We start from the raw sequence: 25,919 nt of genomic DNA on the forward strand, positions 1-25,919 counted from the left end.
ATGCTATAAGTCGGTCGGAAGCACAATTCGGAAGGTTGTGCCTTCGTTTGGCTGGCTATTTACCTCGATCGTTCCCTTATGGGCATCTACGATTGATTTTGTGATAGCAAGGCCAAGCCCGGCGCCGCCGTTTTTGCGCGTTCTGGACGATTCGCTGCGATAAAACCGCTCGAACAAATGCGGTAGATGCTCCGCTTGAATGCCCGACCCGTTATCGGCAACGGTTAATTCGGCTTGCTTGATATGCTGCGCAAGCGTGATGCGGATTACACCCGATTCCGAATCGGTATGCTGAACAGCATTGAGAAATAAATTAAGCAGCACCTGTTTGAGCTTATCCGCATGGAAGCGGCCGCTCACAGGAGGCGCGAGGGCGAGCTCTACTTTGCGGCTGCCGGCTATCAATTGCAGTTGAGGCTCCATTTCAAGGAGCAGCTCATCCAGCCGCGTATCGGCAAGCTGCAGCTGCGGGTCTTGATCGAGCTTCGCCAGCGCGAGCAGGTCCTCGACGAGCTTGTTAATGCGCCTTGATTCGAGCTGCATGCTGATTAGCGCGCGGTTAAGCTGCTCGGGATTTGCCGCAGCCCCGCGCAGCAGCACCTCAAGAAACCCGTGAATGGACGTAAGCGGCGTCCGAAGCTCATGGGAGGCGTCGGCGATGAAGCGGCGCATTTTTTCCGTTGTTTTCCGCTCGGTCTCAAAGGAGATATCCAGTCGCGCCAGCATGCCGTTGAACGCTTCCGACAATCGGTCAATCTCCACCTGCCCATGGCTGGCCGGAATGCGCCTTGTTAAGCTGCCCGCATCGGTTTGCTGAGCGGCGAGCACTACGCGGGACAATGGTTTAAGCGTGCGGCGAAGCAGCGGCAAATAGAGAGCGAGCCCGGCAGCGAGCGCTAGAGCTGACAATCCCGCGAATATGGCGAGCTGTGTCAGGAGGAGCTGCTTCAGCGAGTCCGTTTCCGTGCTTGCTTGAATGATGCCCTCAGCTTTGCCGGGCGGTCCGGCAAGGCGAAAGACGACAAGCTGCTCCGTTCCCTGCGCGTTGTTGACGATTTGGTAATCCACTTGCTTACGCGCTTGAAGCTGCTTCGAAATTTTCTTGTATTGTTCCTCGGATAGGAGCGGCGCGCTAACCGTCGTATCCTTCGACACATCGCTGATCGTCCCGTCTTGACCGATCAATACGATGGATAAGCCCGGCTGGTAAAACATTGGCGAGTCCCGGTGATTTCTTTCGGGCTTGTCCCCTAGGCCAATATCGCTTGGATTATCAGGCTGTGGACGATTGCTGCCGGTTCCTGCATTAGAAGAGGAGGCATTCCTAAACCAATCCATCGGCATCGACATAATTTGAGCGTTCAACGCTTCGGCTTTATTTTTGAAAACAAAATCCTTCATTATGACATATTGAAGTACGCCGATGAGCAGCAGCAAGGCAGCTAAAATAAGCAAGGAGCGATTTAAAAGCTGGTAGCGGAGCGACCGGGGGGCGAAGAGCCGAGCGAACGCGCTTGATCTCAGCTTGTTCATGGCAAGTCCATCCGATAGCCTGCGCCCCGAAGCGTTCGGATAAGCCGATGCTCCTTATCGTTTAATTTATCGCGGAGCGAGCGGATATACACCTCGACGATATTTTCTTCCCCGCCGAATCGATAGCCCCATACCTTGTCCAAAATAAGCGATTTGCTAAGCACGACGCCATTGTTCAAAATGATGAACCGGAGCAGCTCGTATTCGGTAGGCGACAGCTCAAGCGGCTCCTCCAAGTAAACGAGCTCCTTGCGGCGGTCATCGAGCCGAAACGGCCCATAGACGACCTCGCCAAGCAGATTGGGAAATTGGTTGCGGAGCCTTGCCCCAATGCGCGCGAGCAGCTCGCTGAAGCTGAAAGGCTTAACCAAATAATCGTCTGCGCCAAGCGTTAAGCCTTTGACGCGGTCCTCGACCTCATCCTTGGCCGTCAACATAATGATCGCGATATTGTCGCCGGTCGCCCGAAGCGCTTGGCAAACCTCAAATCCGTTCAGCCCAGGCATCATGACGTCTAGGATGACGACATGAGGCATAAAAGCAGCTGCTTCCGCCAGGGCAGCTTCCCCGTCGTACGCGACACGAATGTCAAAGCCTTCATTAATAAGTCCAAGCTCCAAAAACTGCACGATATTAGGTTCGTCATCAACAAGCAATATTTTAATCCCCTTGAAGGATGTCATGCATAAGAGCCCCTTTCACGATTTATTATCATTCTATTATCAGCCTTTTGAGCAGAAGATGCACCTATTTGCAGCAGCATTCAGCAAACTTTCAGCGCGGTTATACGAAAGCGAACTATATAAGAAGAAGCATGTCCATAACATGCGGCTCGAAACGATTTTGTATAAAAGGATGGGGGCGTGTACACTAATAAAGCGGTTTATTCCTAGTGCGTTACTTAAACTTACATATTGTTAACGAAATTGTATTGACTATCAGGTATTCATTTGATAATTTATTGATTAATAGAAACTAATTATTGAATATTGATAATAAGGAGTGGCGAATATGGATCGAATTTTGGCTGCTAGAGGCGGCGAGCTTCGCTGCAAGGGATGGAGGCAGGAAGCGCTGCTGCGCATGCTCGAAAATGTGCTTGAAAATGGCGAGAATCAACAGGAGCTAACGGTATATGCTGCGCTTGCGAAAGCGGCGCGCAATTGGGATTCCTATCATGCCATTGTAAGCACGCTCAAAACGCTCGAGGAAGAAGAAACGCTCGTCATTCAATCCGGGAAGCCGATTGGCATTATGCGCACGCATAAATATGCACCGATCGTCGTCATGGCCAATTGCAATATGGTGGGCAAGTGGGCGACAAGCGAAAATTTTTATAAATATCAGGAGCAAGGCTTGATCGTTTGGGGCGGATTAACGGCTGCCGCATGGCAGTACATCGGCTCTCAAGGCGTTATTCAAGGCACGTATGAAATATTTCAGTCGATCGCTCGAATGCATTACGGCGGCTCTCTGGCAGGCAAATTCATTCTGACTGCCGGACTTGGCGGAATGGGCGGTGCGCAGCCGCTCGCAGGCACGATGGCAGGCGCGGTCATTTTGTGCGTGGAAGTGTCCGAAGCTAGAATCGATAAACGGATCGAAGTCGGCTATTTGCAGAGGAAGACCGAAAGTTTGGATGAAGCGCTGGAATGGATCGATGAGGCCTGCAAAACAAAGGAGAGCTTGTCCGTTGGGCTTCTTGGAAACGCTGCCGACATTTTTCCGGAATTGATCCGCAGAGGCATCCAGCCGGATGTCGTAACGGACCAAACCTCGGCGCATGATTTCATGTACGGCTATATCCCAGCTGGCTATAGCTTGGAGAAAGCGGCTGAGCTTCGCAAGACTGCGCCGGATCAGCTTCAGGCGGATGCAGGCGCGTCGATTGCCGCCGAGGTGGAAGCGATGCTGGAGTTCCAGCGCAAGGGTGCGGTTGTTTTTGACAATGGCAACAATATTCGCTCGCAAGCGGTGCAGTATGGGGTGAAGGATGCATTCGATATCGCGGTATTTACGGAAGCCTTCCTTAGACCGCTGTTCGCGCGCGCGATCGGGCCGTTCCGCTGGGTGGCGCTGAGCGGCGATGCCGAAGACATCCGCAAGATTGATCAGTATATTTTGGAGCATTTCAGCGATAACGAGGTCGTCGTGAACTGGATTCGCCTCGCGAATGAATACGTCCCGGTCGAAGGGCTGCCTGCTCGTATCGGCTGGTTCGGCCACGGCGACCGTACGAAGCTGGCACTTGCGGTTAACGCGATGGTGCAGGCGGGCGAGCTTAGCGGGCCGATTGCTTTCTCGCGCGATCATCTGGATGCCGGAGCGATGGCGCACCCGAACATCATGACCGAGAATATGAAGGATGGCAGCGATGCGATATCCGATTGGCCGCTGCTGAATGCGATGATTAATTGCTCATCAATGGCCGATCTTGTAGCGATACACTCAGGCGGCGGAGGATACAGCGGATATATGACAAGCGCTGGCGTAACGCTTGTTGCCGACGGCACATCGGATGCCGAGCTCAGGCTGAAAACGACGCTGGACAATGATACCGGGCTTGGCGTGTTGCGCTATGCTGACGCTGGTTATGAGGAAGCATTGGATGAAGTAAGCAAAAAGGGAATACGTAGAATCGATACGAATCGAGAGGGGAATTCATCTTGCGTGAACTAACGATAGAGGATGTACGGGCGGCAGTAAGAGGGGGATCCGTATTCGCAGCAGGCGGCGGCGGCTGGGTTGACCATGGTTTGGAGATTGGCGGCGCGGCGGTTGGCATTGCCAAGCCGAAGCTGGTTTCAGTAGATGAGCTGCCGGATGACGCGATTATTGTGACGGCGACAGCGATTGGCGCGCCTGCGGGCAATGACTGGGAAATGTGGGGCATTGATTACATCAAAGCGGTTAAGCTGCTGATGGATAATTATGACGGCAAGGTCGTAGGCGTGATGACTCCGCAAAACGGCATGTCGAGCACGATTAACGGCTGGCTTCCAGCAGCGGCGCTTGGTCTCGTCGTCGTTGATGCGACCGGCGATATCCGCGCGCATCCTACTGGCAAGATGGGCTCGATGGGGCTTGCATCCCGCACGGATTATGAAACGATCCAGGTTGTTGTCGGCGGCAGACGGGATACAGGCTCGTACCTTGAGCTGGTTGTGAAGGGCACACCTGCCAAAACGTCCAACATTTTGCGGACGGCGGCTGATATGTCAGGCGGCTTTATTGCGTCGGCGCGCCATCCGATCCCGGCCTCTTACGTGAAGGAGCATGCAGCCATTGGCGGCATCTCTATAGCGCTGGAGCTTGGTTACGCGATGATCGAGGCGGAGGCAACTGGAGCTGAGGCGATTATGGAAACGGTATGCAAGAAAACAAACGGCCGGATGATCGGCAGAGGCATCGTATTGAAGAAGGACGTTCATTATTCGGGCGCTTTCGATATCGGCACGATTACGATGGAGGACGGCGGGGGCGGACAGCTGACGCTTCATGTGATGAACGAGTATATGGCGGTGGATGATGCGGAAGGCAATCGCCTGACGACTTATCCCGATGTCATTACGACATTTGAAGCGGCTACCGGTCTGCCGATCAGCGTAGGCGGCGTGAAGGAAGGCATGGAGCTTTCGCTGCTTGCCATCGACAAGCAGCATGTGCCGCTTAGCTCCAGCGTGAAGGACCCGACAGTGTATCCGGAAGTTGAGAAGGCGCTTGGCATACCGCTTGCCGAGTACGGATTGAAAGGCATTGTTTAATTCGTTCATTCCTAATTGATTTCAACTAAGAGGGTGCCATTGATGAGTGACAAAATAGTAGATACAGACCTCGGCAGGCAGCCGCCGCCTGTTCGAGTCGTTATGCTCGATGGGCATTCGCTCTCCATTCGGGAGGTTGAGCTAATCGCAATCGAAGGCTGGCGAGTGGAGCTGTCGGAGGATGCTTTGAAGCGGGTAGGGCAAGCGCATCGATTGATTCATGAGCTTGCGGCCGAAGGCATTCCCATCTACGGGCTTAACCGCGGGGTAGGGCTGAATAAAGACATTGAAATAACGGCGGACATGTATGAAGCCTTCAACCGGAATTTAATATATTCGCATTCCGCGGCGGTTGAGCCTGCAGCCTCTGAGCAGGAGGTGAGGGCGGTGCTTGTTGCCCGCCTGAATTCGCTGCTTAAGGGCTGCACAGGCGTTCAGCCGGCGATCGTCATGATGTACCGGGATTTGCTGAATGCCGGCATCCACCCGATCATGCCGCTGCGAGGTTCGATTGGCGCCGGAGATATTTCGGTGCTGTCGCACATCGGCCTAACCATGATTGGCGAAGGAAATGTCATTTGCGAGGGGCAGAACGTGGCTGCTAAGACAGCGTTGCAAGCCGCAGGAATGGAACCGGTGAAGCTAGGGCCTAAGGATGCGCTTGCGATCGTAAGCTCCAATGCGTTGTCCTCGGGCATCGGGGCATTGACGGCAGCTGCGGCTCTTAGGCTGCTGGACACGGCTGATGCTGTGTTTGCTTTATCGCTCGAAGCCTTGCAAGGCTGCGCAAGCCCAATGGACGAGGCGTTATTCGCTGTAAGACCATTCGAGGGAGCGGCGGAGAGCGCGGCTAATGTCAGAGATGCTTTGCGCGGCGGCAGGCTTGTGCAGATGGATCAAAGCGATAAAATTCAAGATCCGCTTAGCTTTCGCAGCGCTTGCCATGTGCATGGCGCGGCTCGTGATGCGCTTGCGTATGCGTCGAAGCAGCTGCTCCTTCAATTGAACGGCTCCGATGATAACCCATGCGTCCTTATTGACGAGAGAAGAGTGGTTCCTTCCTCTAACTTCGACGTTACCTCATGGACGGTAGCCTTTGAAATGGTCGCGATTGCACTAAGCCATGTGTCGAAAATATCATGTTACCGCTCCCTTAAGCTCGGAACGTCCTCCTTTACCGGCCTCGGACGGTTTCTGGCTCCGAATCCGGGGACGATTGCATTTGGTACGCTGCAAAAAACCTATACCTCGCTAGACGCTGAAATCCGCTTGCTGTCCAATCCGGTGTCTGCTGATTATTTCTCGCTTGCGGGCGAGATCGAGGATCATGCGAACAATACGCCGCTCGTTATACGCAAGACAGCGGACATTATTGACCGCTTGTCCTATATTATCGGAATGGAGGCGCTGCATGCTGCGCAAGCGATCGACCTGCGCGGTTCGCAGGCTGGGCTAGGCCAAGGCTCTTCTGCTGTTTATGAGCAAATCCGCAGCGTTGTTCCGGTGCTGACCGTGGATCGACCGCTAACTCCCGACATTGGAGCCGTATATGAGCTTATTCGCAGAGGGATTCGAATCGAAGGAGGGGTGCTGGATGAGTAAGTCCTATGATCTAGTCGTTTTTGGCAACATCGTGCTTCCAGAGGGTGTTTTATATGACTCGGCAATCGGAATCAAGGACGGCCGAATCGAAACGATAGGCCGGATAGGAGAGAACGGTCTGCCAGCCGCAAAAGTGATACGAGCAGAAGGCAGCTTCGTGCTGCCAGGCGCAGTTGATGCTCACGTCCATTGCTACAGCTCGGTAGATGAGGGATTCCATACAGCGAGCAAGTCTGCGGCTGCGGGCGGCGTAACGACGATTATCGAAATGCCTTACGATGCGACGGGGATGATCTGCACGCTTGAGGCATTTGAGCAAAAGAGAGTGCTGCTTGAGCAGCAATCCATCGTGGATATGGCGATGCTCGTTACGATTCATAAGCAAGACGGCTATGAGCATATACGCGAGCTGGCGCAGGCGGGAGCCTGCGGGTTCAAGGTATCGATGTTTAATACCGACTCCTTTCGGTTTCCGCGCATTGACGACGGCCAGCTGCTCGACTCGTTCGCAGTCATTGCTGAAACAGGCTGTCCGGTTGGCGTTCATGCGGAAAACGATGAGATTGTTCACAGGTACATCGACAAATATAAGTCAGAGGGAAACAATCCTCGCGCGCATGGCTGGAGCAGGCCGAAGGTAAGCGAATCGGTGGCCGCCTTGACGGCGATGGAGCTGGCTTATGAAACCGGCGTTAAATTGCATTTATATCATTGCACTTATCCGCGTATTTTTCAGCTGGCTGACTATTTCCGTTCGCTTGGGGCTAAGATTACGGCTGAAACCTGTACGCATTATTTGACGCTTAGCGAGGATGATCTGCCGCGGCTTAAGGCAAAGGGGAAAATCAATCCGCCGCTGCGCACCGAGCAGGATAAGGACGGCTTATGGGATCTAGCGAGAAAAGGGGCAATCGATATGATTACATCCGATCACGCGCCATGGCTTACCGACCGCAAATCGGATGCTGATATTTTCAAGAATGCTTCAGGCGCACCCGGTGTCGAGCATTTGCTTCCTATTATTTATAGCGAGGGAGTAGCCAAGGGCAAGCTGGCACTGACGGATTTGGTAAGAATGTTATGCCAAAGGCCGGCAGAAGTCTTCGGGCTTGGCCATCGCAAGGGCAGGCTGTCGGAGGGGTATGACGCTGACATCGCCATTATCGATCCATCCGTTTCTTGGATAATGGATGAGCGTGAGCTCCATTCCAGCGCAGGCTGGAGCGCCTATAACGGCATGTCTATGCAAGGAAAAGTGTCGCATACGATCGTTAGGGGTAAGCTCGTTTATGAAGCCGGAGCCATTGTAGGCAAAGCTGGCCATGGAAAATTTGTAAGGGCAGAGCACAGCGTTTAAGCCATAGCTGAAGAAGGAGAGGTATGGGATGGAAAGCAGAATAGACCAACTGGTACCGAGCGCCGCTCGGATGCAGGCTGATATCGAGCAGCTATCGTCGTATAGCGATCCGTCAAAGCCGGGCTGGACGCGCCGTCCGTTCACTTCGTTTTATGATGACGGAAGGCGCTGGCTTTCCGAGCTAATGCGGGCTGCGGGACTTGAGGTATCGATTGACGCGGCTTCTAACTTGATCGGAAGCTTGCCCGGAAGCGACCTCGCGCTGCCTCCGATTATGATTGGCTCCCATACCGATACGGTGACGGGCGGCGGCCGCTTTGACGGAATTATCGGCGTGCTTGCCGGCATCGAAATTGCGCGTTTGCTTAAAGAAGCGGGCAAGCCACTTCGCCACTCGCTTCAAATCGTCGACTTCACGGCGGAAGAGCCGAGCGAGTTCGGCATCTCGACGGTGGGCAGCCGGGGAATGGTCGGCAATCTGACAGAAGCGATGCTGGAGCTAAGCGACGATAACGGTCTGAAGCTTGGCGATGCGATTAACCGGCAGGGCGGGGACGCTGGGCAGCTCGCAGCGCAAGCAAAAAAGCCTGGTGACGTGGCGCTTTATCTTGAGCTTCATATCGAGCAAGGCCCGGTGCTTGAGCAGTCAGGGCACGGGCTTGGCGCCGTGCTTGGCATTGTAGGCATTCATCGATACCGCGTCACGCTGGCTGGCGCGCCGAACCATGCGGGCACTACGCCGATGACGCTGCGTAACGATGCGCTGGCGGGCTTTTGCGAAATAGGATTAGCGTTTGAACGCCTCTGCATGAATTACGCGGCGGAAGCGGTAGGGACGATCGGTAAAGTTACGAATGAGCCCAACGCTTCGAATGTAGTGCCGGGTCTTGTTCGGTTTAACCTGGAAATTCGCTCGCTTGACCGAATGACTTCGGAAGCGGTGTATGCGGCTTTTGCAGCGGAGGCGTCTGCAATAGCTTCTAAGCGTGGACTTCGCTTGTCGCTTGAGCCATTGTCGAAGTCGGATTCGGTTATGGCCGGGGAGCAGGTGCTGCAAACCGTGCTCCAAGCATGCTCTTCGGTTGCTCCGGCAATTACTCTGGCAAGCGGCGCGGGGCATGATGCCAATCAGCTTGCAACGATTGCGCCAATCGGGATGATCTTTGTGCCCAGCAAGGGCGGCAGAAGCCATTGCCCGGAGGAATGGACGGATTATGAGGACGTAGCAGCTGGAACGCAGGCTTTGGCAGCCGCGTTGCTGTTATTTGACGCTAAGGATTTAAGCGGGTGGCAGGATGAATAAGACAGGAAGCTTACGAATCAGCGGCGGGCGGTTGTGGGAATCGATTCAGGAGCTAGGCAAGATCGGAGCTGACCCGCACGGCGGCGTAACGCGCCTCTCGCTCAGCAACGAGGAATTAATAGCAAGACAATTTATTATTCGATTGATGGAGGAAGCGGGATTAGCCGTTAGGCAGGATGAAGCAGGCAATCTTATCGGTCGACTGGAGGGCGAGCGCCAAGGCGCTGGAGCCATCGTGACAGGCTCTCACATTGACACGGTCATTCATGCCGGCATCTTCGATGGCGCGCTGGGTGTGCTTGGCGGCATTGAGGCGCTTCGAACCATCAACGAGCAAGGGCTTAAACATGATAGGCCGCTTGAGGTTATTTGCTTTACGGACGAAGAGGGCGTGCGCTTTGGCGCCGGTTATTTGGGCAGCCGAGCGATGGCAGGCACATGGGATGGGAACTTGCTCGAGCTGACCGATTCCGCTGGCACCAAGCTTGGGGAAGCGATGGCATTCGCGGATTTGAATCCGCAGCTCATATCGCTTGCCAGCCGCAGCCGGGAAGCAGTCAAAGCTTATGTGGAGCTGCACATCGAGCAAGGACGCGTGCTGGAGGAGTTAGGGGAAGCCGTAGGTATAGCAACGGCTATTTATGGTCATAGCTGGCTTGAGGCGAGCATGCGCGGACGGGCTGATCATGCGGGAACGACGCCGATGAAGCTGCGGCAGGACCCGCTCACCGCTGCAGCCGAAGCGCTGCTTGCGATTGAGCAAATTGCTGCCGAGCAGGGCGGAGTCGCGACGGCGGGTACGCTGAAGCTCGCTCCGGGGGCCATTAACGTCATTCCTGGCGAAGTGATCTTTACGATTGACCTGCGGCATGAAGCAGCGGAGTCGCTAGCGCAAATGGAGCTTGCAGTTAAGGCTGCGCTCGCAAGCTCAGCCGCTGCAAGGGGATTATCCATTTCCATCCGTACGATTGACGGTGCGCAGCCTGTGCAGTCTTCGAAACGAATCGTAGATGCGCTCGCGAGCAGCTGCGCGGGTGTTGGTTTGCCGGACACCTATATGGTTTGCGGCGCGGGCCATGATGCGGTTGCCATGAATCAGCTGACGGATATCGGCCTGATTTTGGTTCGTTCCCGAGATGGGATCAGTCATCATCCGCTGGAATGGAGCAGCCCGGAGGATTGCGAGGCAGGTGCGAATGTGCTTGTGAACACGCTCATCCTGCTGGCAAATGATTTGGAATCATAATTCCGATTGACATAATGGGATATATAGTTTAATAATAATGGTAATGCATTATTGATAAATGATAATTCAATCGGAAAGGTGGAGCGAAGACAGATGGATGCTTTCCGCGGTGCCTACGAATATGTGATAACCAATAGCGATAGGTTTCTGGAAGCAGTCAAGGTTCATTTGACCATTAGCCTCTACGCGCTCCTTATCGCGATCGTCATATGCGTGCCGCTAGGCATATTGTGCGCGAAGAAAGAGTGGCTGACTGGGCCAATTATGGGTCTGTTCAACTCCTTGCGGGTTATTCCCAGTCTGGCTGTACTTATCATTATTTTGCCGATAATGGGGACGGGTTTTGCACCTGCGCTTATTGCGTTAACGCTGCTCGCTTGCCCGCCGATTCTGATCAACACCTACATGGGGTTTAGAGGGATTGAACCGGCTATCATCGAGGCTGCGTCAGGACTTGGAATGGGAGAGCGAATGATATTACGCAAAATCGAGCTGCCGCTTGCGGTTCCCTTGCTGCTGTCGGGCGTCAAAACAGCAGCCGTGGAGGTAATCGCCAGTGCGACATTGGCCGCTTTTATCGGGGGCGGCGGGCTTGGAACGTTCATCATTAACGGCCTTGGCATGTACAACTTCTCGTTGCTGCTTGTCGGAGCGCTGCCGGTGGCGCTGCTAGCGATTATATCGGAAATCGGCTTTGCAGGAATTGAAAGAGCGGCAACCAAATATGAGCGTTTATAATGAAGGGGGATTATTCAAATGAAAAAGAGATTAGTAGCTTTGACAGGGTTGATCATTAGTGCGGTACTGGTCATTAGCGCATGCTCGTCGAACGGCGGCTCAGGCAAGACAGAAGTTAAAGTAGGCTCCAAAAACTTTACGGAATCATTGATTTTAGGTGAAATGTACGCATTGGCGCTTGAAAATGAAGGTTATAAAGTGGATCGCAAGCTGAACCTTGGCGGTACGCTGGTCGCTCATGAAGCGCTCAAAAAAGGCGATATCGACTTTTATCCGGAATACACGGGAACGGGCCTCATCAACGTATTGGAATTGCCGCCAAACTCCGACGCTAAGACGGTATATGACGAAGTAGCTAAAGGCTACAAAGAAAAATTTAACCTTATCTGGCTTGAGCCAACGAACGCAAATGATTCGCAAGGTCTTGTAACGACGAAAAAAATTGCTGAAAAATATAATCTGTACAAAATTTCGGATCTTGTGAAGCTTGCACCTGAGCTTAACCTTGCTGCTGTACCGGAATTCGAAGAGCGCGAGGATGGCTTGAAGGGTCTGAATGCTTTCTACGGCAAAATGGATTTCAAAAGCATCAAGCTGTTTGATTACGGCATCAAATACCGCGTAACGCTTGATGGCGAAGCGGATGTAACGGTTGGCTTTACTACAGACGGCGACTTGACGAACCCGGATCTCGTACTGCTTGAAGATGACAAAAAGTTCTGGCCTCCGTACTTCGTGGCTCCTGTCATTCGCGGTGAGCTTAACGAGAAAGACCCGGAAGTGGCGAAGGTGCTGAACAAAGTATCGGCTAAGCTGGATAACGTGACGGTACAGAAGCTAAATGCTCAAGTGGATATCGACAAAAAAGAGTATGCTGATGTGGCAAAAGCATTTTTGGAAGAGCAGGGCTTGATCAAGAAATAAATCATATTTTGATGCAGCGGGGTTTCTCCATATTGGGGAAGCCCCCTTCCTACAGGAGTTGATAAACAATGAGCAAAGAGGCAATCGTATTCAATCAGGTATCCAAAACATTCCCGAAGGCGGCGAAGCCTTCTGTGAATGAGACGAGCCTCGTTATTCCGCAAGGCTCTTTTGTCACGATATTAGGCGCGTCTGGCTGCGGAAAAACGACATTGCTCAAAATGGTCAACCGGATCATTGAGCCAACAGCAGGCATCATCTCGGTGTTCGGCAAAGATATCAGGAGCTTGCCGGTTACAGAGCTGCGCCAAAGCATCGGTTATGTCATTCAGCAGGTGGGGCTGTTTCCCCATCTGACGATCGAACAGAATATCGCAACCGTCCCTGATATATTAGGATGGGATCGCCAGAAAACGGCTGAGCGAATCAACTACTTGATGGAGCTTGTCCATCTGCCGGAAAACTATAAAAAGCTGTATCCACGCCAGCTGTCCGGCGGTCAGCAGCAGCGTGTCGGCATAGCGAGAGCGATGGCGGGAGACCCCGCAATCCTGCTAATGGATGAGCCGTTTGGCGCGATCGATGCGATTACGCGGACGAAGCTGCAGGATGATTTCAAGCAAATTCAACGCGAGCTTGGCAAAACGGTTTTATTTGTGACGCATGACGTGGATGAGGCGATGAAGCTCGGAGATCGCATGATTGTCATGAATGAAGGCACGATCCAGCAATATGATGCTCCGCTTGCGATCATGTCAAATCCGAGCAATGACTTTGTGTCACGCTTGATTCAATCCGACAACTTGTTCCAGCAGCTGCATCTTATGCGTGCGGAGGAGCGGATGATCGAGCTTGCGGAAAGTACAGCAGGCGACAACATTCCCCGCGTCCAAAAGGGGGAGAGCCTAAAAACGGTGCTTCAAATGTTGTTGCAGCAAAACATACCGTATGTGGCTGTGGAAAACGAAGAGCATGAGCTTGTTGGCCGGATCACGCTTGAGCAGCTAAAGCTGCAGAACGGCAGGTGAACGTAGATGATCGACTATTTTAGCCGCCATTATGACGATCTATTGGCCTCCTTGCTTGAGCATATTTATCTTACTTTCGTGTCGCTGTTTATAGCGCTGCTAATCGCGCTTCCGCTTGGTTACTGGCTCGCAAGACATCGCCGGATTTCGGTTCCTATATTGTCCGTGTTAGGCATCATTTATGCGATCCCGAGCCTCGGCATGTTCGCTTTGCTTATTCCGCTCGTTGGGCTTGGGAGCAAGCCAGCCATTATTGCGTTAGTCGTATACAGCCAGCTGATTTTGGTGCGCAACGTCATATCAGGGTTTCAATCCATTGAGCCGTCTATCCTTGAGGCAGCAAAAGGAATGGGCTTTGGCGCTTGGAGGATGTTCGTCCGAATCGAGCTCCCGCTAGCGCTTCCGGTCATCATTGGCGGGGTGAGGATCGCTTCGGTTTCCGTTATTGGCATAGCGACGATTGCAGCTTGGATCAATGCGGGCGGATTAGGCGGCATTTTATTCGAGGGCTTGTACCAAAATTCCGTTCCTAAAATGGTCTGGGGCACGCTGCTCGTTTCACTTCTGGCCTTATCGACGAATACGATTCTTCTGAGACTCGAAAAAACCACGCTGCATAGAGCACGCGGCGAACAGCGGGTATGATATACTATTCCACATACATGTAATAATTATTGCTTATATTTCGAGGTGTAATGATGAATGGTACTCAAACATTAGGGCGTGCTATCGATATTTTGTTCGTGCTTGCGGAGTCGGGAGCTACGCTTACGGTCAGCGAGATTGCGGAGAAGGTAGGCATCCCGGACAGCACGGCATATCGTTTTATTCAAACCCTTATAAAAAATGGTTTTGTGGAGCGCAAGGGCAGGGGACAAATTGGTTTAGGGCTGCGCATCTTTGATTTAGCCAGAAGCTTGTCTCAGCAAATTGAGAAGGAGCTTCTAACGATTGCTAGGCCGGTAATGGAGGAGCTTACCGCTCTAACGAACGAAACGACCGTTTTGTTCGTCCGCTCCGGCTCTAAAGCCATTTGCATCGAAAATGTAACGAGCAAACGGCTGATCAGGCTCTCCATTGAAAATGGCAGAGTACTGCCGCTTAACTCTGGCGCCTCAGGAAAGACGCTGCTCGCTTATGAAAATGACAAGGTTATTGAAGAGATGTGCAAGCTTTTTGCGGAAGATGCCAGCAAGCCTTCGTTATTGCAGGAGCTGCAAGGCATAAGGAAAGCTGGCTATAGCTTCACATTGGGCGAGGTGGATACCGATGCTTTTGCAATCGCGGCTCCGATTTTTGATCCGCAGCAGCGAATCGTCGCGAGCTTATCGGCAGCGGGTCCGATTCACAGACTTAATGAGAAAGAGATTCCAATTGTGATTCAATACGTGAAAGCGGCTGCATCACAAATTTCGTGCAAGCTAGGCGGTTTGGCGTAAGTATTTTCCAAATAAGATGTTTAAAGAGCAGCGGAGCGCGTATAGCGATCCGTTTTTTTGTCGTGAAATAATTGTGGTATGAAAATAAAAAGATGGGGATAGTAAGGTGGTGCTTTACTAACGAATTGAAAAGGATGGTGTATTAAGTATGCAACAAGGCGATGAAATGACATCAGGTGAGAAAAGCAGTTCGTTAATGAGGCTTGCTGCAAGATACATAGGCGCAGTGTTGCTAGCCGTAACATTAATGCTCAGCATGCCTCATACCGGACATGCGATTGGCAAAAACGCGAAGGGGCCGGATGTGTACGTGATCCAAGGCATGTTGAAGTCACTGGGCAGCTATTCTGGTCCAATCGATGGCTATTATGGTCCATCTACCGTTCGCGGCGTAAAATACTATCAGAAAAAGCACGGGCTAAAGGCAACCGGCTCTGTGGATGCTAAAACATTAAACTCCATTTCATACTCGTATTCAGTGTCGAAGTCTTCGATGAAAGCTCGGAGCAAAGCGAAGTCGAATATGAAAGCAAAATCAATCGGCAACGGTAAAGGCAATGGAGCTGGAGCTGGAGCTGGTAACGGCGCAGGCGGCGGAGCTGGTGGCGGCGCAGGCGGCGGAGCTGGTGGCGGTGCAGGCGGCGGTGCAGGCGGCGGAGCTGGTGGCGGTGCAGGCGGCGGAGCTGGTGGCGGTGCAGGCGGCGGAACTGGTGGCGGCGCAGGTGGCGGCGCTGGTGGCGGCGCAGGCGGCGGTGCAGGCGGCGGAGCAGGCGGCGGAGCAGGTGGCGGCGCAGGCGGCGGAGCAGGTGGCGGAGCAGGTGGCGGAGCAGGCGGCGGAGCTGGTGGCGGCGCAGGCCAAGGCAAAGGCGGCGGAATTGGCGGCGGAGCAGGTGAAAACCGTGGCAAAGGCGGCGGATTTGGCGGCGGAGCAGGCGAGAACCAAGGCAAAGGCGGCGGATTCGGCGGCGGCCAAGGCGAGAACCGTGGCAAAAGCGGCGGAATTGGCGGCGGCGCAGGCGAGAACCAAGGCAAAGGCGGCGGAATTGGCGGCGGAGCAGGCGAAAACCGTGGCAAAGGCGGCGGATTCGGCGGCGCAGGCGAGAACCAAGGCAAAGGCGGCGGAATTGGCGGCGGCCAAGGCGAGAACAAAAGCAAGGGCGGCAACATTGGCGGCGGCCAAGGCGGCAACCACAACCATGGCGGCAATGGCGGCCTAGGCGGAGGCAACAACCAAGCTCCTGGCGGCGGACAGTCAGGTAACCAAAGCAAAGGCGGCAACCAGTCCGAGAATCAAGCTCCAAATAGCAGTCAGCAATAAGCGGATAACGTTTTGAATAGGTAGACGAAGAGGACCTCTGAGAATGAGGTCCTTTTTGTTTTGCCATTTTCCGTTTAGTGTGCTGCCCATTGGATTTACGTTGCAAAAAGTGCAACGTAAGCTTCAAATGAAACCACTACTAAGAAGCAATGATGCAGAAATGCGTTAGAAATAGCCTCCAAAGTGGAAGATGAGGCGGAATTCAGCGATTCTGCTGTAAAAAATACATTGTAGCAAAGGAGCAGGCGGCAAATTTTGAATTACGTTGTATAAATTGCAGCGTAGCATCCATGCATACCGCATCAGCTGCTTGTGGAGACAAACGTATGAGGAATCAAAGTGATTAAAAAACACACTTTATTCTAAAGATACCTTTAAAAGTGCCCCATGCGCTGACCCTTACATCGCAGCTTGATGTGCGCGGCAATCCGATGACACTAGTCCGGTCGTGCCGTTTGGAGGTCAATTTGCCGCTGCTGATTGGCTTCTTTTTATAGGGCTCCGTTTGAAAATCCATTTGCAAAAGAGAAATGAATGACATATCATGATATATTATTAGAGACATGTTGATATGGTCAAATGGGAGAGGGGTTCAATATGAATGAAACTTCGTCTAAACCGATGTACGAAAAAATATTTGAATCGGTAAAAAATCAAATTTTAACGAAGGTATATGGCATCGGCGAACGGATCCCTTCGGAGAAGGAATTGGCGGAAGCCTATAAAGTAAGCAGAATAACGAGCAAAAAAGCGCTGGAGCTGCTTACGAATGAGCGTTTGATCGTACGAAAGCCGGGGAGAGGATCATTTGTTGCTGATCCAGCTACCGATTTCGGGTCCGCTGCTGCTCCCTCTCAGGCTGCTGCGTCTTCTTTGGCAACGGAAATGACGACGATTGGACTCGTCATAACCGATTTTGGCAACAGCTATGGGACGGGTTTGATCTATGGCATGGAAGAAGCTTCAAGAGAGCATGATTGCTTCCTTGTGCTCCGCAGATCTTTTGGCATACCGGCCAATGAGGAGCTTTCCATTCAGAAGCTGCTAGATTTGGGGGTAGACGGATTAATCATTTTCCCGGCGCAGGGGGAGTATTTTAACGAGGAAATTTTGAAGCTGGTTATTCGCAGATTCCCTCTCGTATTAATAGATAGGCACTTAAAGGGAGTTTCCGCCGCTTCGATCAGCTCCGATAATGCCGCTGCCGCCAGAAAAGCAACTTCCTATTTATTTGAGCTGGGCCATCGCCATATTTCGTTCCTATCACCGCCGCCAATGGATACGACCGCTGTCGAGGATCGGATCGAAGGGTATATTCAAGCGCATGCCGAGCACGGGATTGCGGTGGATCGGGAGCTGTGGGTAAGCGATTTGACCTCAACCTTGCCGAATTCATTCAGCGATGAAAACATCGAACGGGATATTGAAAAGCTAATGGAGCATTTGAAGGAGCATCCGTCCATTACCGCATTGTTCGCTATTGAATATAACATTGCGCTGCTTGCCAAATCGGCTGTGGAGCGGCTGGGCCTTCGTATTCCTCAAGATATTTCGATTATTTGTTTCGATAGCCCGTCCACCAGACTTGGCGGCGGTTATGCCTTTACCCATATTCGCCAAAACGAAGAGGAAATGGGTCGCCTAGCCATCGGCCATGTGCTGCAAATTATGCAAGGCCAAGCCGTACCGAACAAAATCATGCTTGAAGCGGATCTAATCATTGGAGAGTCGACAGATAAAGCAAGCAAATAATGGAGCCGCGCCTATAGAGCGTTCAACATCACTCGATTAGTGATGTCGAACGTTCTTTTTTTGTGTGCAGCCCAGTTTAAATGATATATTAGCTTGTAAAATGTCGAAATATATTTAGGTTGACATACACATTTCATACTAATATACTAATTACATGAAAGCGTTTACTATTTATCGAATAAACCAAACAAAAGGGAGGCTTGGCAATGAAATCGAAGCAATGGTTGATGGGGTTAACGGCAATGGTGCTCGCAACGTCGCTTATGGCTGGATGCTCGGACAATACGGACCAGAAAGATACAGGCGGAAACACGAAAGCGGGAGAAGGAAGCTCGAAAAACAATAAAGCGGTAGAGTTGACCTTCTGGGGCGATTGGGGCGGCGAAGGGCAAGCGCAATTTGAGACAATGGTGGATGCCTTCAACAAATCGCAGGATAAAATACGCGTCAAATATGTGCTGCAGCAGGATATGATCACCAAGTTTCTGACGGCTGCAACCTCGGGCGGCTCACCGGACATTCTGTTCTGGGATCGTTGGAGAACGTCGCTGTATGCGCCGAAAAATGTGCTCCATCCGATTGATGAATATTTAGAGCGTGACGGCATTTCGCGCGATGACTATTATGAGGAATCGTTAAAGGAGCTTTCCCTGAACGATAAGCTGTACGGGCTGCCGCTGACGGTGGATGCGCGCGCTCTCTTCTATAATAAGAAGCTTCTTGACGAAGCGGGCTTGCAGCCGCCAAAAACATGGGATGAGCTTGCGGATGCCGCAGCCAAGCTAACGAAGTGGAATGGCAATAAGCTGGAGGTTGCAGGCTTCTCGCTTGGCGATGTCGGATTGTTCAACATGTATTTGCAGCAAGCAGGCGGACATATGCTTACCGAAGACGGCAAAACCAATTTTAACAACGAGCAGGGCAAGCAAGTTTTGCAATACTGGGACCGTCTGCTCAATCAAGACAAAGTGTATAAAGTCGGCTTTGAGCAAGGGTTAGGCGAGGGACAGGATGCGTTCGTAACCGGCAAGCTGGCGATGCAGTTTACTGGTCCATGGATGCTAAGCACTTATAAAAAATACGGTAAAGATTTGGAATTTGGCATTGTGCCGCCGCCAGCTGGACCGGGCGGCGACAAAGGAAGCGTCATGGGCGGATTCGGCCTTGTTATTCCAGAGGGCGCGAAGCATAAAGAGGAGTCGTGGACATTCATTAAATGGTGGCTTGCAAACAAAGACAACGCGCTGCTATGGGCAAAAACGAGCTTGAACATTCCGGGCTACAAGCCGGCGCTCGAAGATCCGTTTTTCAAGGATGATCCGCTCTGGAAGCCGTTTATGGATACGCTGGAATTCGCGAAGGTGCGTCCAAACCATCCTGGTTACTCGGTGTTGGAGGGCGATGCGCTAATACCGAACCTTCAGCTATTCCAGCAAAACAAGCAAAGTATCGAGGATACGCTTAAGAAATCGCAGGAGCAGGGCGATAAGCTGCTGAAGGACAATAGCGAAGTGAAATAATGCTTTAGCACTTTAAAAAAGAAAGGGAGGAAATCCTCCCTTTCTCCATGGAGGGGGGAGTTCCTATGGCTTCCGTTAGAAAGCTGGATCGTCATCAGGCAAGAACGGCATATGCTTTCATTGCGCCGACCATGCTGCTGTTTCTCGTTTTTACCGTGATCCCTGTATTTATGGCGCTTTATTTGAGCTTCACCAACTATGATGTGCTAAGCCGCAAGGATTGGGTTGGCTTCGAAAATTACCGGCGCTTGCTGGATGATGAGCTGCTTTGGGTTACGTTCAAAAACGTATTCCTTTATGCGGTCGTATTTGTTCCATTCAATATTATTATTTCGCTCGGGCTAGGCATTTTGATGAACCGGGCTTGGCGCGGCATTAAGCTGTTTCGGACGTTGAATTACTTGCCTACGCTCACTTCATCCGTAGCAGCAGCTACCGTATGGATCTGGCTGCTTCATCCCGAGTTTGGACTCGTAAACGGTTTGCTGTCGTATGTCGGCATTACCGGACCGGCATGGGTAGCCCAGACCGAGACGGCGATGCTCTCGATCATTATGGTGACGCTCTGGCAGTCTGTCGGCTCCAACATGATTATTTATCTTGCCGGCTTGCAGGGCGTTCCTGATTATTTGTACGAATCGGCACGGCTTGACGGGGCGACCAAGCTTGATTGCTTCCGGTTCGTTACATGGCCGCAACTCAGGCCAACAACCTTCCTTGTCAGCACGTTATCCATTATCGGGGCGCTTCAGTTATTTGATCAAGCGTTCGTGCTTACCCAAGGCGGGCCGGCCAATGTGACCAAAACACCGGTATATCTGATCTACCAGCAAGGCTTTAATCAGCTGCAAATGGGCTATGCGTCAGCGCAGGCATTTGTTCTGGCAGTAGCCATTCTCATTTTCTCCGTCATTAATATGAGAATTACTAAAGCAGAAGAGTCTGTGATATAGGGGGATGCATATGGAAACGGTCGGAAATACCCCCTTAACCAAGGGATTGAAGAAAACGTTCTATTATGTCGCGTGCGCCTTGATCGCCATCGTCATGTTTTTGCCATTTTATTGGAGCGTGCTCACTTCCTTTAAACCGGATGATCAAATTTTTGCGATGCCGATCAAATGGCTGCCTACGGATATTACGTTTGAGCATTACAGGAAGGCGTTTACGACGGTGCCATTCGGCTTATATTTCTGGAACTCGTTTGTGCTTGCGGCTTCGGGGGTATTATTTAATCTTTTTTTAGGATCTTTGGCGGGTTATGCGTTTGCCAAGCTCAAATTCAAACTAAGCCAGCCGCTATTTCGGGTATTGCTCGCGGCGATGATGATACCGGGAATCGTTACGATGATTCCAAGCGTGTATGTGCTGCAGCATCTTCCTTTCTTCGGCGGAAATGACTTGCTTGGGGCAGGCGGGCATGGTCTTATGAATTCGTTTTGGGGCATTATTTTGCCAGGTGCTTCTGGAACGTTTGCGGTCTTCTTTATGCGGCAGTTTTTCTTAACGCTGCCTACCGATATGCTGGAGATGGCGCGCATCGAAGGCTGCGGAGAATTTATGATTTTTTGGCGAATCTATTTGCCGCTGACGAAGCCGGCACTCGCTACGCTTGGGATATTTACGTTTCAGGCAGGCTGGAACAGCTTTCTGTGGCCGATGATCGTGCTTAATGATCCGGCAAAAGCGACGGTTCAAATGGGGCTGCAAGCCTTTTCCTACAACTTTCAAACGGATTTTGGTCCGATGATGGCAGGCGCCTTGGTCGCTATATTGCCGATATTGATTTTGTTTCTGCTGCTGCAGCGCTACTTTGTGCAGGGAATAGCGTTTAGCGGAATTAAGGGATAGCCGTGACGGCTCGATCAGCCAGTCATTTGCAGCGTGTGGAGATTGGAACGAATAATGACATAAGGGGAGAAGGCAGATGAACCAATTAGCGGTAGGAGTATGGGAGAAGCGTGCCGACGAAGCTCAGGCAGCGCTGGAGCACTATTTTTGGAATGATGCGATACGGATGTACAATATTGAGACGCCGTGCCCGGACGGCAAATGCAATACGATTTTTCATTACTGGTGGATGGCGCATGCGGTTGACGTGCTGGTAGACGGCTTGGTTCGAACAGGGGATTCGCGTTATACGGAGAGGCTGCGCATTTTCTATGAAGGGATATTGGAGAGAAACGGCGGCTCCTTGCCTAACCAATTATATGATGATATGGAATGGATGGCGCTGGCCTGGCTGCGTGCTTATGCGGCAACCGGAGAAGAGACGTACAAGCAAGCTGCTTTGGAGCTATGGGAAGATATTAAAACCGGCTGGAACGAGCATATGGGAGGCGGCATCGCATGGCAGAAAACGCAGCTCGATTACAAGAACACGCCTGCTAATGCGCCGGCTGCGATTTTGGCGGCACGCTTATATCAAGCGTTCAAGGACGAGAGCGATTTGGAATGGGCGCTCAAAATATATCATTGGCAGAAGGATCATCTCGTAGATCCGGCAACCGGCTTCGTATGGGATGGGATGAACCGCAACGGGGACGGCGCCATCGATAAAGAATGGAAGTTTACGTATTGCCAAGGCGTATTTATTGGCGCTGCGGTAGAGTTGTTCCGCATAAGCGGCGAGCAAGCGTATTTGGATGATGCGGCACGTTCCTTCGAGGCAGCGGTTTCGGAGCTGGCTGATTCAGTCACGGGCATCTTGCCTGATGAGGAGACGGGAGATGGCGGCTTGTTCAAGGGCATTCTCGTTCGGTATGCAGCGGAGCTGGCGAAGGAAACGGGCGGAGCCGGCGCTTGGCAGCTGCTGCAGGCGAACGCTGAGCAGCTTTGGCTGAGCGGCAAAGCGGATGATAAGGCATTGTTTAATCAAAATTGGACAGAAATGCCTGGCGGGCTCGTTACGCTTAGCGTGCAGCTTAGCGGAGTCATGCTGCTGGAGCGAATGGCGGAGCGCCGCGGATGAGCATAATGAATAGGGCTGATTTTGCACAGGATGCTTTGATGGGCAATTATTGGAATGAAACGACCTCGATTATGAATCAATGGTATCCGCGCGAAGCGAACAGGGCTGACGAAAACTATTACTACTGGTGGCAGGCGCATGTGATCGACGTGTTTGTGGACGGGTTGAACCGGACGGGAGACCGCCTTTATAAGGACCGAATTGAAGCGATTTACGAGGGGTTGCTTAGGAGCAACGGCGGGACGTTTCTGCACCATTATTACGATGATATGGAATGGCTCGGATTAGCTTTGCTGAGAGCCTATCAAGCCACAGGCAATGAAGCGTATAAACAAAGCGCCTTGGAGCTGTGGGCGGATATTAAGACGGCTTGGAGCGAGCATATGGGCGGCGGCATGGCCTGGAACAAAGGACAATTGGATTATAAAAATACGCCGGCCAACGCGCCTGCTGCTATACTCGCCGCAAGGCTGTTTCAATGCTTTGGGGACAAGTCGGATTTGGAATGGGCTTTGAAAATATATAAGTGGAACAAAGAAAATCTGGTTGATCCTGAAACCGGCTTTGTATGGGATGGCATCAACCGCTTGGGCGATATGCAGATCGATTATGATTGGGCGTTTACGTATTGCCAAGGCGTTTATATCGGCGCTGGCGTAGAGCTGTATCGCAGCACGGGAGATCGGTCGTTTCTGGAAGAGGCGAAGCGTACGGCGCACGCGTGCATCGTGAGATTATGCAGCCCGGGAAACCACGTATTGCCTGATGAGGGCATCGACGATACGGGGCTATTCAAAGGCATTTTGGTAAGGTATTTGGTCGAGCTGCTGCGTGCTGCTCCGGAGATGAACGAGGTGCGGGAAGCTGTCCTTGCCAATAGGGCGATTTTGTTGGAGCAGGGACTGGATAAGGCAAGCGGCTTATGCGGCCCTTCGTGGGAGAGCCTTCCCGTGGTGCCGGTGCAGCTAAGCGTCCAGCTTAGCGGCGTGATGCTGCTCGAAGCGGCCGAAGCGCTTCAGCGTTTGGAATAAAAGAGTCCCCGTTAAGCTGGATTTACAGCGCAGCGGGGACTTTTTATTAGAGGTCATTGAGACCGGTAAAGGCTTGGATGAATTTTCGCGGCGAGATCGATTCGATTTGCTTAAAGGCCTTGCTGAATGCGAAGACGCTGCCATAACCGACTTTCTCTGCGATGGTCGTAATCGATAACGGCGTATAAATTAATAGATGCTTCGCTTTCTCGATGCGGTAGCGCATCTGGAATTGATGGGGCGTAAGCCCGTATTTTTGTTTGAACAGCCGCGAGAAGTGATAGACGCTTAGCGTTGCCGTTTTGGACAGCTCTTCAAGAAGAATCGCCTGGTCAAAACGTTCCATGATTAGTGTCGCTGCCGCATCCAGTGATTTATGATGGACGCGGCTTCGAGTCAATTCGTATGCTTCCAGCCCTTTGGCAATGAGATAGATCAGCTTTAAAACTAACGATTTTTGCAAAATGTAAAATGCAAGGTCACGCCGTTCATACGCATAAATAAGCTGCTGCAGCGTTTTTAATATTTCTCCGTGGTTGTCCACTCGAATGACATCCGGTATTTGCAGCACGGACCCTAAGACGTCTTCGCGAATCCATCCCTTTTCCTGCTCGCTGCATTCGGACAGGCTTTTGTAGCTGATGGGCACTTCCTCATGATTGTCCGCATAGAGCGCGTCAAAATGAATATGCGGCATCCAGCATTCGCCGACCGATTCGATAAACTCATGCTCCTTGCCAGGCTTAAACAGTACGATGTCACCGGGCAGGATGTTATGAATAGTATGGTCGATTCTTAACGTTAGCTGTCCCTTCTCTAAGTAAAGCAGCTCATAGTCGAAAATGATCCGGGCTTTCAGGCGCATGCCTGATTCGCGATGATTCCAAGCTCTGCGGACGTTTGGGGAAAGCTTGGCCATTAGTCCTTTTTTTGATTCGGAGAACGCTTCCATTTCATCACTCCAAAATAGCAGGATTGGACAAATAATAACAAGCTGAAATAAAGAAGTTCCCAAATAACTATGCTAACATAAGCAATGTAAACGGTAACAATACGGTGTAAAGGCGGAAACAAAGATAATAGGCTTGAAAAACAAATAGCATCTTCTATTATATGACGGAGCTGTTTAACGATCAATCACTGACATTTATGGGGAGTGAGCATTCGGTTATGAGTCGATTTAACGGGCTAGAGATGGGCATAGGCAGCTTGGCTAGAGTTTCTGATGCGCAGACTCGTTCGATAAGCGCAGAAAACTTTAACGGCGAGAAGGGCAAGGGCGGTATGGCAACGGAAGGTACCGGCGCGAATTGCGCGCGGGATTTGGGGATCGGCTGGAAGGTGTCGCCTTCGGTGGAAATCGCGGCTGGAGCGACCTTTACGATGGCGGATATCGACGGTCCGGGAGCGATTCAACATATATGGCTGACATGCGCTCCGGCGAACTGGAGAAATATGATTCTCCGCATGTATTGGGATGGCGAGGAGCAGCCTTCCGTAGAGGTTCCGATTGGAGACTTCTTCTGCAACGGCTGGCAGGAGCGAAGCGACGTAAACTCGCAGCCAATTGCCGTAAATCCGGCTGGGGGGATGAACAGCTACTGGCTGATGCCGTTTCGGAAGCATGCGAAAATGACGGTCGAGAACAAAAAGGCCGACAAGGTCGTATTGTATTATCAGGTCGATTACACGCTAACGGACGTGCCGGATGATATGGCTTATTTCCATGCCCAGTGGCGAAGATCCAATCCCGTGCCGTACGGCGAAGTCCATACGATACTCGACGGCGTAACCGGAAAAGGGCATTATATCGGCACTTATTTGGCTTGGCAGGTCAACAATACAGGCTGGTGGGGCGAAGGCGAAATTAAGTTTTTTATGGACGGAGACAAAGCGTTTCCGACGATATGCGGAACAGGCACGGAGGATTATTTTGGCGGCGCATGGAACTGGGAGCAGCCGCGCGGGCAATACGGCACTTACTCTACCGCGTACTTAGGCATGCATCAGCTGATTAAACCGGACGGCTTATATCGCAGCCAGCAGCGGTTTGGCATGTACCGTTGGCATATCATGGACCCGATCCGGTTCCATAGCGACTTGAAGGTGACGATCCAAGATCTTGGCTGGCGTTCGGGAGGAAGATATTTGCCGCAGCAAAGCGATATTTCTTCAACGGCTTTTTGGTACCAACTGGAGCCGCATGCTTCGTATCCTTCTCTGCCGGGGAACGACGAACGGGAAGTCATTTGACTTCTAAAATAGTAAATGAAATAGCAGGAAAAGATAGGGAAGTCATGCGGTTGGAGCGATAACGTTCCGAGCGGATGGCTTTTTTAGCGGCATTTCAGAAGCAAGTTCCATAAGTTGGGGAAGTTGGACTTTTGATGGGA

Annotated in this window: 22 protein-coding genes; 19 read left to right on the plus strand and 3 right to left on the minus strand. The window is 51.8% G+C overall.

The window, feature by feature from the left end:
* Positions 1 to 3 precede the first annotated feature (3 nt).
* Complete coding sequence (locus tag ADU23_RS17455; RefSeq protein WP_053374898.1) at positions 4 to 1,533, minus strand: sensor histidine kinase; 1,530 nt, start codon at positions 1,531 to 1,533, stop codon at positions 4 to 6.
* Entirely contained in the window at positions 1,530 to 2,216 is a 687-nt protein-coding gene (locus tag ADU23_RS17460; protein WP_053374899.1) for a response regulator transcription factor, read from the minus strand. Before ADU23_RS17460 ends, ADU23_RS17455 begins: the two co-directional genes overlap by 4 nt.
* A gap of 328 nt (positions 2,217 to 2,544) precedes the next feature.
* Here ADU23_RS17460 and ADU23_RS17470 point away from each other — a divergent pair, with 328 nt between their 5' ends.
* The 18 genes from ADU23_RS17470 (at position 2,545) to ADU23_RS33640 (ending at position 23,526) form a co-directional block, all read left to right on the plus strand.
* A complete protein-coding gene (locus ADU23_RS17470; RefSeq protein WP_053374901.1) occupies positions 2,545 to 4,212 on the plus strand; it encodes a urocanate hydratase in 1,668 nt (555 codons plus the stop codon).
* Positions 4,200 to 5,297 carry a DUF917 domain-containing protein gene (locus tag ADU23_RS17475; RefSeq protein ID WP_231637445.1) on the plus strand — a complete coding sequence of 366 codons (1,098 nt, stop codon included), beginning with the start codon at positions 4,200 to 4,202 and terminating at the stop codon, positions 5,295 to 5,297. The genes ADU23_RS17470 and ADU23_RS17475 overlap by 13 nt, the downstream gene beginning before the upstream one ends.
* Before the next feature lie 42 nt (positions 5,298 to 5,339).
* Complete coding sequence (locus tag ADU23_RS17480) at positions 5,340 to 6,899, plus strand: HAL/PAL/TAL family ammonia-lyase (protein ID WP_053374903.1); 1,560 nt, start codon at positions 5,340 to 5,342, stop codon at positions 6,897 to 6,899.
* A complete protein-coding gene (locus tag ADU23_RS17485) occupies positions 6,892 to 8,256 on the plus strand; it encodes a dihydroorotase (protein WP_053374904.1) in 1,365 nt (454 codons plus the stop codon). The genes ADU23_RS17480 and ADU23_RS17485 overlap by 8 nt, the downstream gene beginning before the upstream one ends.
* Positions 8,257 to 8,284: 28 nt before the next feature.
* A complete protein-coding gene (locus ADU23_RS17490) occupies positions 8,285 to 9,559 on the plus strand; it encodes a M20 family metallo-hydrolase (protein ID WP_053374905.1) in 1,275 nt (424 codons plus the stop codon).
* Positions 9,552 to 10,805: a Zn-dependent hydrolase gene (locus ADU23_RS17495; RefSeq protein WP_053374906.1), complete on the plus strand. Its 1,254-nt coding sequence runs from the start codon at positions 9,552 to 9,554 to the stop codon at positions 10,803 to 10,805. Before ADU23_RS17490 ends, ADU23_RS17495 begins: the two co-directional genes overlap by 8 nt.
* Before the next feature lie 93 nt (positions 10,806 to 10,898).
* A complete protein-coding gene (locus ADU23_RS17500) occupies positions 10,899 to 11,543 on the plus strand; it encodes an ABC transporter permease (RefSeq protein WP_053374907.1) in 645 nt (214 codons plus the stop codon).
* 18 nt (positions 11,544 to 11,561) lie between these two features.
* Positions 11,562 to 12,467, plus strand: a complete 906-nt coding sequence (locus tag ADU23_RS17505; protein WP_053374908.1) for an ABC transporter substrate-binding protein — start codon at positions 11,562 to 11,564, stop codon at positions 12,465 to 12,467.
* A 68-nt stretch (positions 12,468 to 12,535) separates the two neighbouring features.
* A complete protein-coding gene (locus ADU23_RS17510; protein WP_053374909.1) occupies positions 12,536 to 13,495 on the plus strand; it encodes an ABC transporter ATP-binding protein in 960 nt (319 codons plus the stop codon).
* Between the two features lie 6 nt (positions 13,496 to 13,501).
* Entirely contained in the window at positions 13,502 to 14,140 is a 639-nt protein-coding gene (locus ADU23_RS17515; RefSeq protein ID WP_053374910.1) for an ABC transporter permease, read from the plus strand.
* Between the two features lie 53 nt (positions 14,141 to 14,193).
* Entirely contained in the window at positions 14,194 to 14,934 is a 741-nt protein-coding gene (locus ADU23_RS17520; RefSeq protein ID WP_053374911.1) for an IclR family transcriptional regulator, read from the plus strand.
* 148 nt (positions 14,935 to 15,082) lie between these two features.
* Positions 15,083 to 16,252 (plus strand): peptidoglycan-binding domain-containing protein, encoded by a 1,170-nt coding sequence (locus tag ADU23_RS17525; protein ID WP_157265833.1) that lies wholly within the window; start codon positions 15,083 to 15,085, stop codon positions 16,250 to 16,252.
* Between the two features lie 597 nt (positions 16,253 to 16,849).
* A complete protein-coding gene (locus ADU23_RS17530; RefSeq protein ID WP_053374912.1) occupies positions 16,850 to 18,004 on the plus strand; it encodes a GntR family transcriptional regulator in 1,155 nt (384 codons plus the stop codon).
* A gap of 206 nt (positions 18,005 to 18,210) precedes the next feature.
* A complete protein-coding gene (locus tag ADU23_RS17535; protein ID WP_053374913.1) occupies positions 18,211 to 19,524 on the plus strand; it encodes an ABC transporter substrate-binding protein in 1,314 nt (437 codons plus the stop codon).
* 65 nt (positions 19,525 to 19,589) lie between these two features.
* On the plus strand, positions 19,590 to 20,477 hold the full coding sequence (locus tag ADU23_RS17540; RefSeq protein WP_053374914.1) for a carbohydrate ABC transporter permease: 888 nt from the start codon (positions 19,590 to 19,592) through the stop codon (positions 20,475 to 20,477).
* Between the two features lie 10 nt (positions 20,478 to 20,487).
* Complete coding sequence (locus ADU23_RS17545) at positions 20,488 to 21,375, plus strand: carbohydrate ABC transporter permease (protein ID WP_053374915.1); 888 nt, start codon at positions 20,488 to 20,490, stop codon at positions 21,373 to 21,375.
* A gap of 76 nt (positions 21,376 to 21,451) precedes the next feature.
* Entirely contained in the window at positions 21,452 to 22,495 is a 1,044-nt protein-coding gene (locus ADU23_RS33635) for a glycoside hydrolase family 76 protein (RefSeq protein WP_231637447.1), read from the plus strand.
* On the plus strand, positions 22,492 to 23,526 hold the full coding sequence (locus ADU23_RS33640) for a glycoside hydrolase family 76 protein (protein WP_231637449.1): 1,035 nt from the start codon (positions 22,492 to 22,494) through the stop codon (positions 23,524 to 23,526). The genes ADU23_RS33635 and ADU23_RS33640 overlap by 4 nt, the downstream gene beginning before the upstream one ends.
* Positions 23,527 to 23,572: 46 nt before the next feature.
* On the opposite strand, the gene ADU23_RS17555 is transcribed toward ADU23_RS33640, so the two are convergent.
* Positions 23,573 to 24,478, minus strand: coding sequence for a helix-turn-helix transcriptional regulator (locus ADU23_RS17555; RefSeq protein WP_053374916.1), 906 nt, complete (start codon positions 24,476 to 24,478; stop codon positions 23,573 to 23,575).
* Between the two features lie 218 nt (positions 24,479 to 24,696).
* Between ADU23_RS17555 and ADU23_RS17560 the strand changes: the two genes are divergently transcribed.
* Positions 24,697 to 25,779, plus strand: a complete 1,083-nt coding sequence (locus ADU23_RS17560) for a glycoside hydrolase family 172 protein (protein WP_053374917.1) — start codon at positions 24,697 to 24,699, stop codon at positions 25,777 to 25,779.
* Positions 25,780 to 25,919 lie beyond the last annotated feature (140 nt).

Origin of the sequence: Paenibacillus sp. FJAT-27812 (genome assembly GCF_001273905.1) — a bacterium.
In the GTDB taxonomy this organism is placed as follows: domain Bacteria; phylum Bacillota; class Bacilli; order Paenibacillales; family Paenibacillaceae; genus Pristimantibacillus.

Bases quoted from the DNA above. Each gene is read 5' to 3' on its own strand.
- ADU23_RS17455 (WP_053374898.1), bottom strand. From the start codon at position 1,533: ATGAACAAGCTGAGATCAAGCGCGTTCGCTCGGCTCTTCGCCCCCCGG.
- ADU23_RS17460 (WP_053374899.1), bottom strand. From the start codon at position 2,216: ATGACATCCTTCAAGGGGATTAAAATATTGCTTGTTGATGACGAACCT.
- ADU23_RS17470 (WP_053374901.1), top strand. From the start codon at position 2,545: ATGGATCGAATTTTGGCTGCTAGAGGCGGCGAGCTTCGCTGCAAGGGA.
- ADU23_RS17480 (WP_053374903.1), top strand. From the start codon at position 5,340: ATGAGTGACAAAATAGTAGATACAGACCTCGGCAGGCAGCCGCCGCCT.
- ADU23_RS17485 (WP_053374904.1), top strand. From the start codon at position 6,892: ATGAGTAAGTCCTATGATCTAGTCGTTTTTGGCAACATCGTGCTTCCA.
- ADU23_RS17490 (WP_053374905.1), top strand. From the start codon at position 8,285: ATGGAAAGCAGAATAGACCAACTGGTACCGAGCGCCGCTCGGATGCAG.
- ADU23_RS17495 (WP_053374906.1), top strand. From the start codon at position 9,552: ATGAATAAGACAGGAAGCTTACGAATCAGCGGCGGGCGGTTGTGGGAA.
- ADU23_RS17500 (WP_053374907.1), top strand. From the start codon at position 10,899: ATGGATGCTTTCCGCGGTGCCTACGAATATGTGATAACCAATAGCGAT.
- ADU23_RS17505 (WP_053374908.1), top strand. From the start codon at position 11,562: ATGAAAAAGAGATTAGTAGCTTTGACAGGGTTGATCATTAGTGCGGTA.
- ADU23_RS17510 (WP_053374909.1), top strand. From the start codon at position 12,536: ATGAGCAAAGAGGCAATCGTATTCAATCAGGTATCCAAAACATTCCCG.
- ADU23_RS17515 (WP_053374910.1), top strand. From the start codon at position 13,502: ATGATCGACTATTTTAGCCGCCATTATGACGATCTATTGGCCTCCTTG.
- ADU23_RS17520 (WP_053374911.1), top strand. From the start codon at position 14,194: ATGAATGGTACTCAAACATTAGGGCGTGCTATCGATATTTTGTTCGTG.
- ADU23_RS17525 (WP_157265833.1), top strand. From the start codon at position 15,083: ATGCAACAAGGCGATGAAATGACATCAGGTGAGAAAAGCAGTTCGTTA.
- ADU23_RS17530 (WP_053374912.1), top strand. From the start codon at position 16,850: ATGAATGAAACTTCGTCTAAACCGATGTACGAAAAAATATTTGAATCG.
- ADU23_RS17535 (WP_053374913.1), top strand. From the start codon at position 18,211: ATGAAATCGAAGCAATGGTTGATGGGGTTAACGGCAATGGTGCTCGCA.
- ADU23_RS17540 (WP_053374914.1), top strand. From the start codon at position 19,590: ATGGCTTCCGTTAGAAAGCTGGATCGTCATCAGGCAAGAACGGCATAT.
- ADU23_RS17545 (WP_053374915.1), top strand. From the start codon at position 20,488: ATGGAAACGGTCGGAAATACCCCCTTAACCAAGGGATTGAAGAAAACG.
- ADU23_RS33635 (WP_231637447.1), top strand. From the start codon at position 21,452: ATGAACCAATTAGCGGTAGGAGTATGGGAGAAGCGTGCCGACGAAGCT.
- ADU23_RS33640 (WP_231637449.1), top strand. From the start codon at position 22,492: ATGAGCATAATGAATAGGGCTGATTTTGCACAGGATGCTTTGATGGGC.
- ADU23_RS17555 (WP_053374916.1), bottom strand. From the start codon at position 24,478: ATGGAAGCGTTCTCCGAATCAAAAAAAGGACTAATGGCCAAGCTTTCC.
- ADU23_RS17560 (WP_053374917.1), top strand. From the start codon at position 24,697: ATGAGTCGATTTAACGGGCTAGAGATGGGCATAGGCAGCTTGGCTAGA.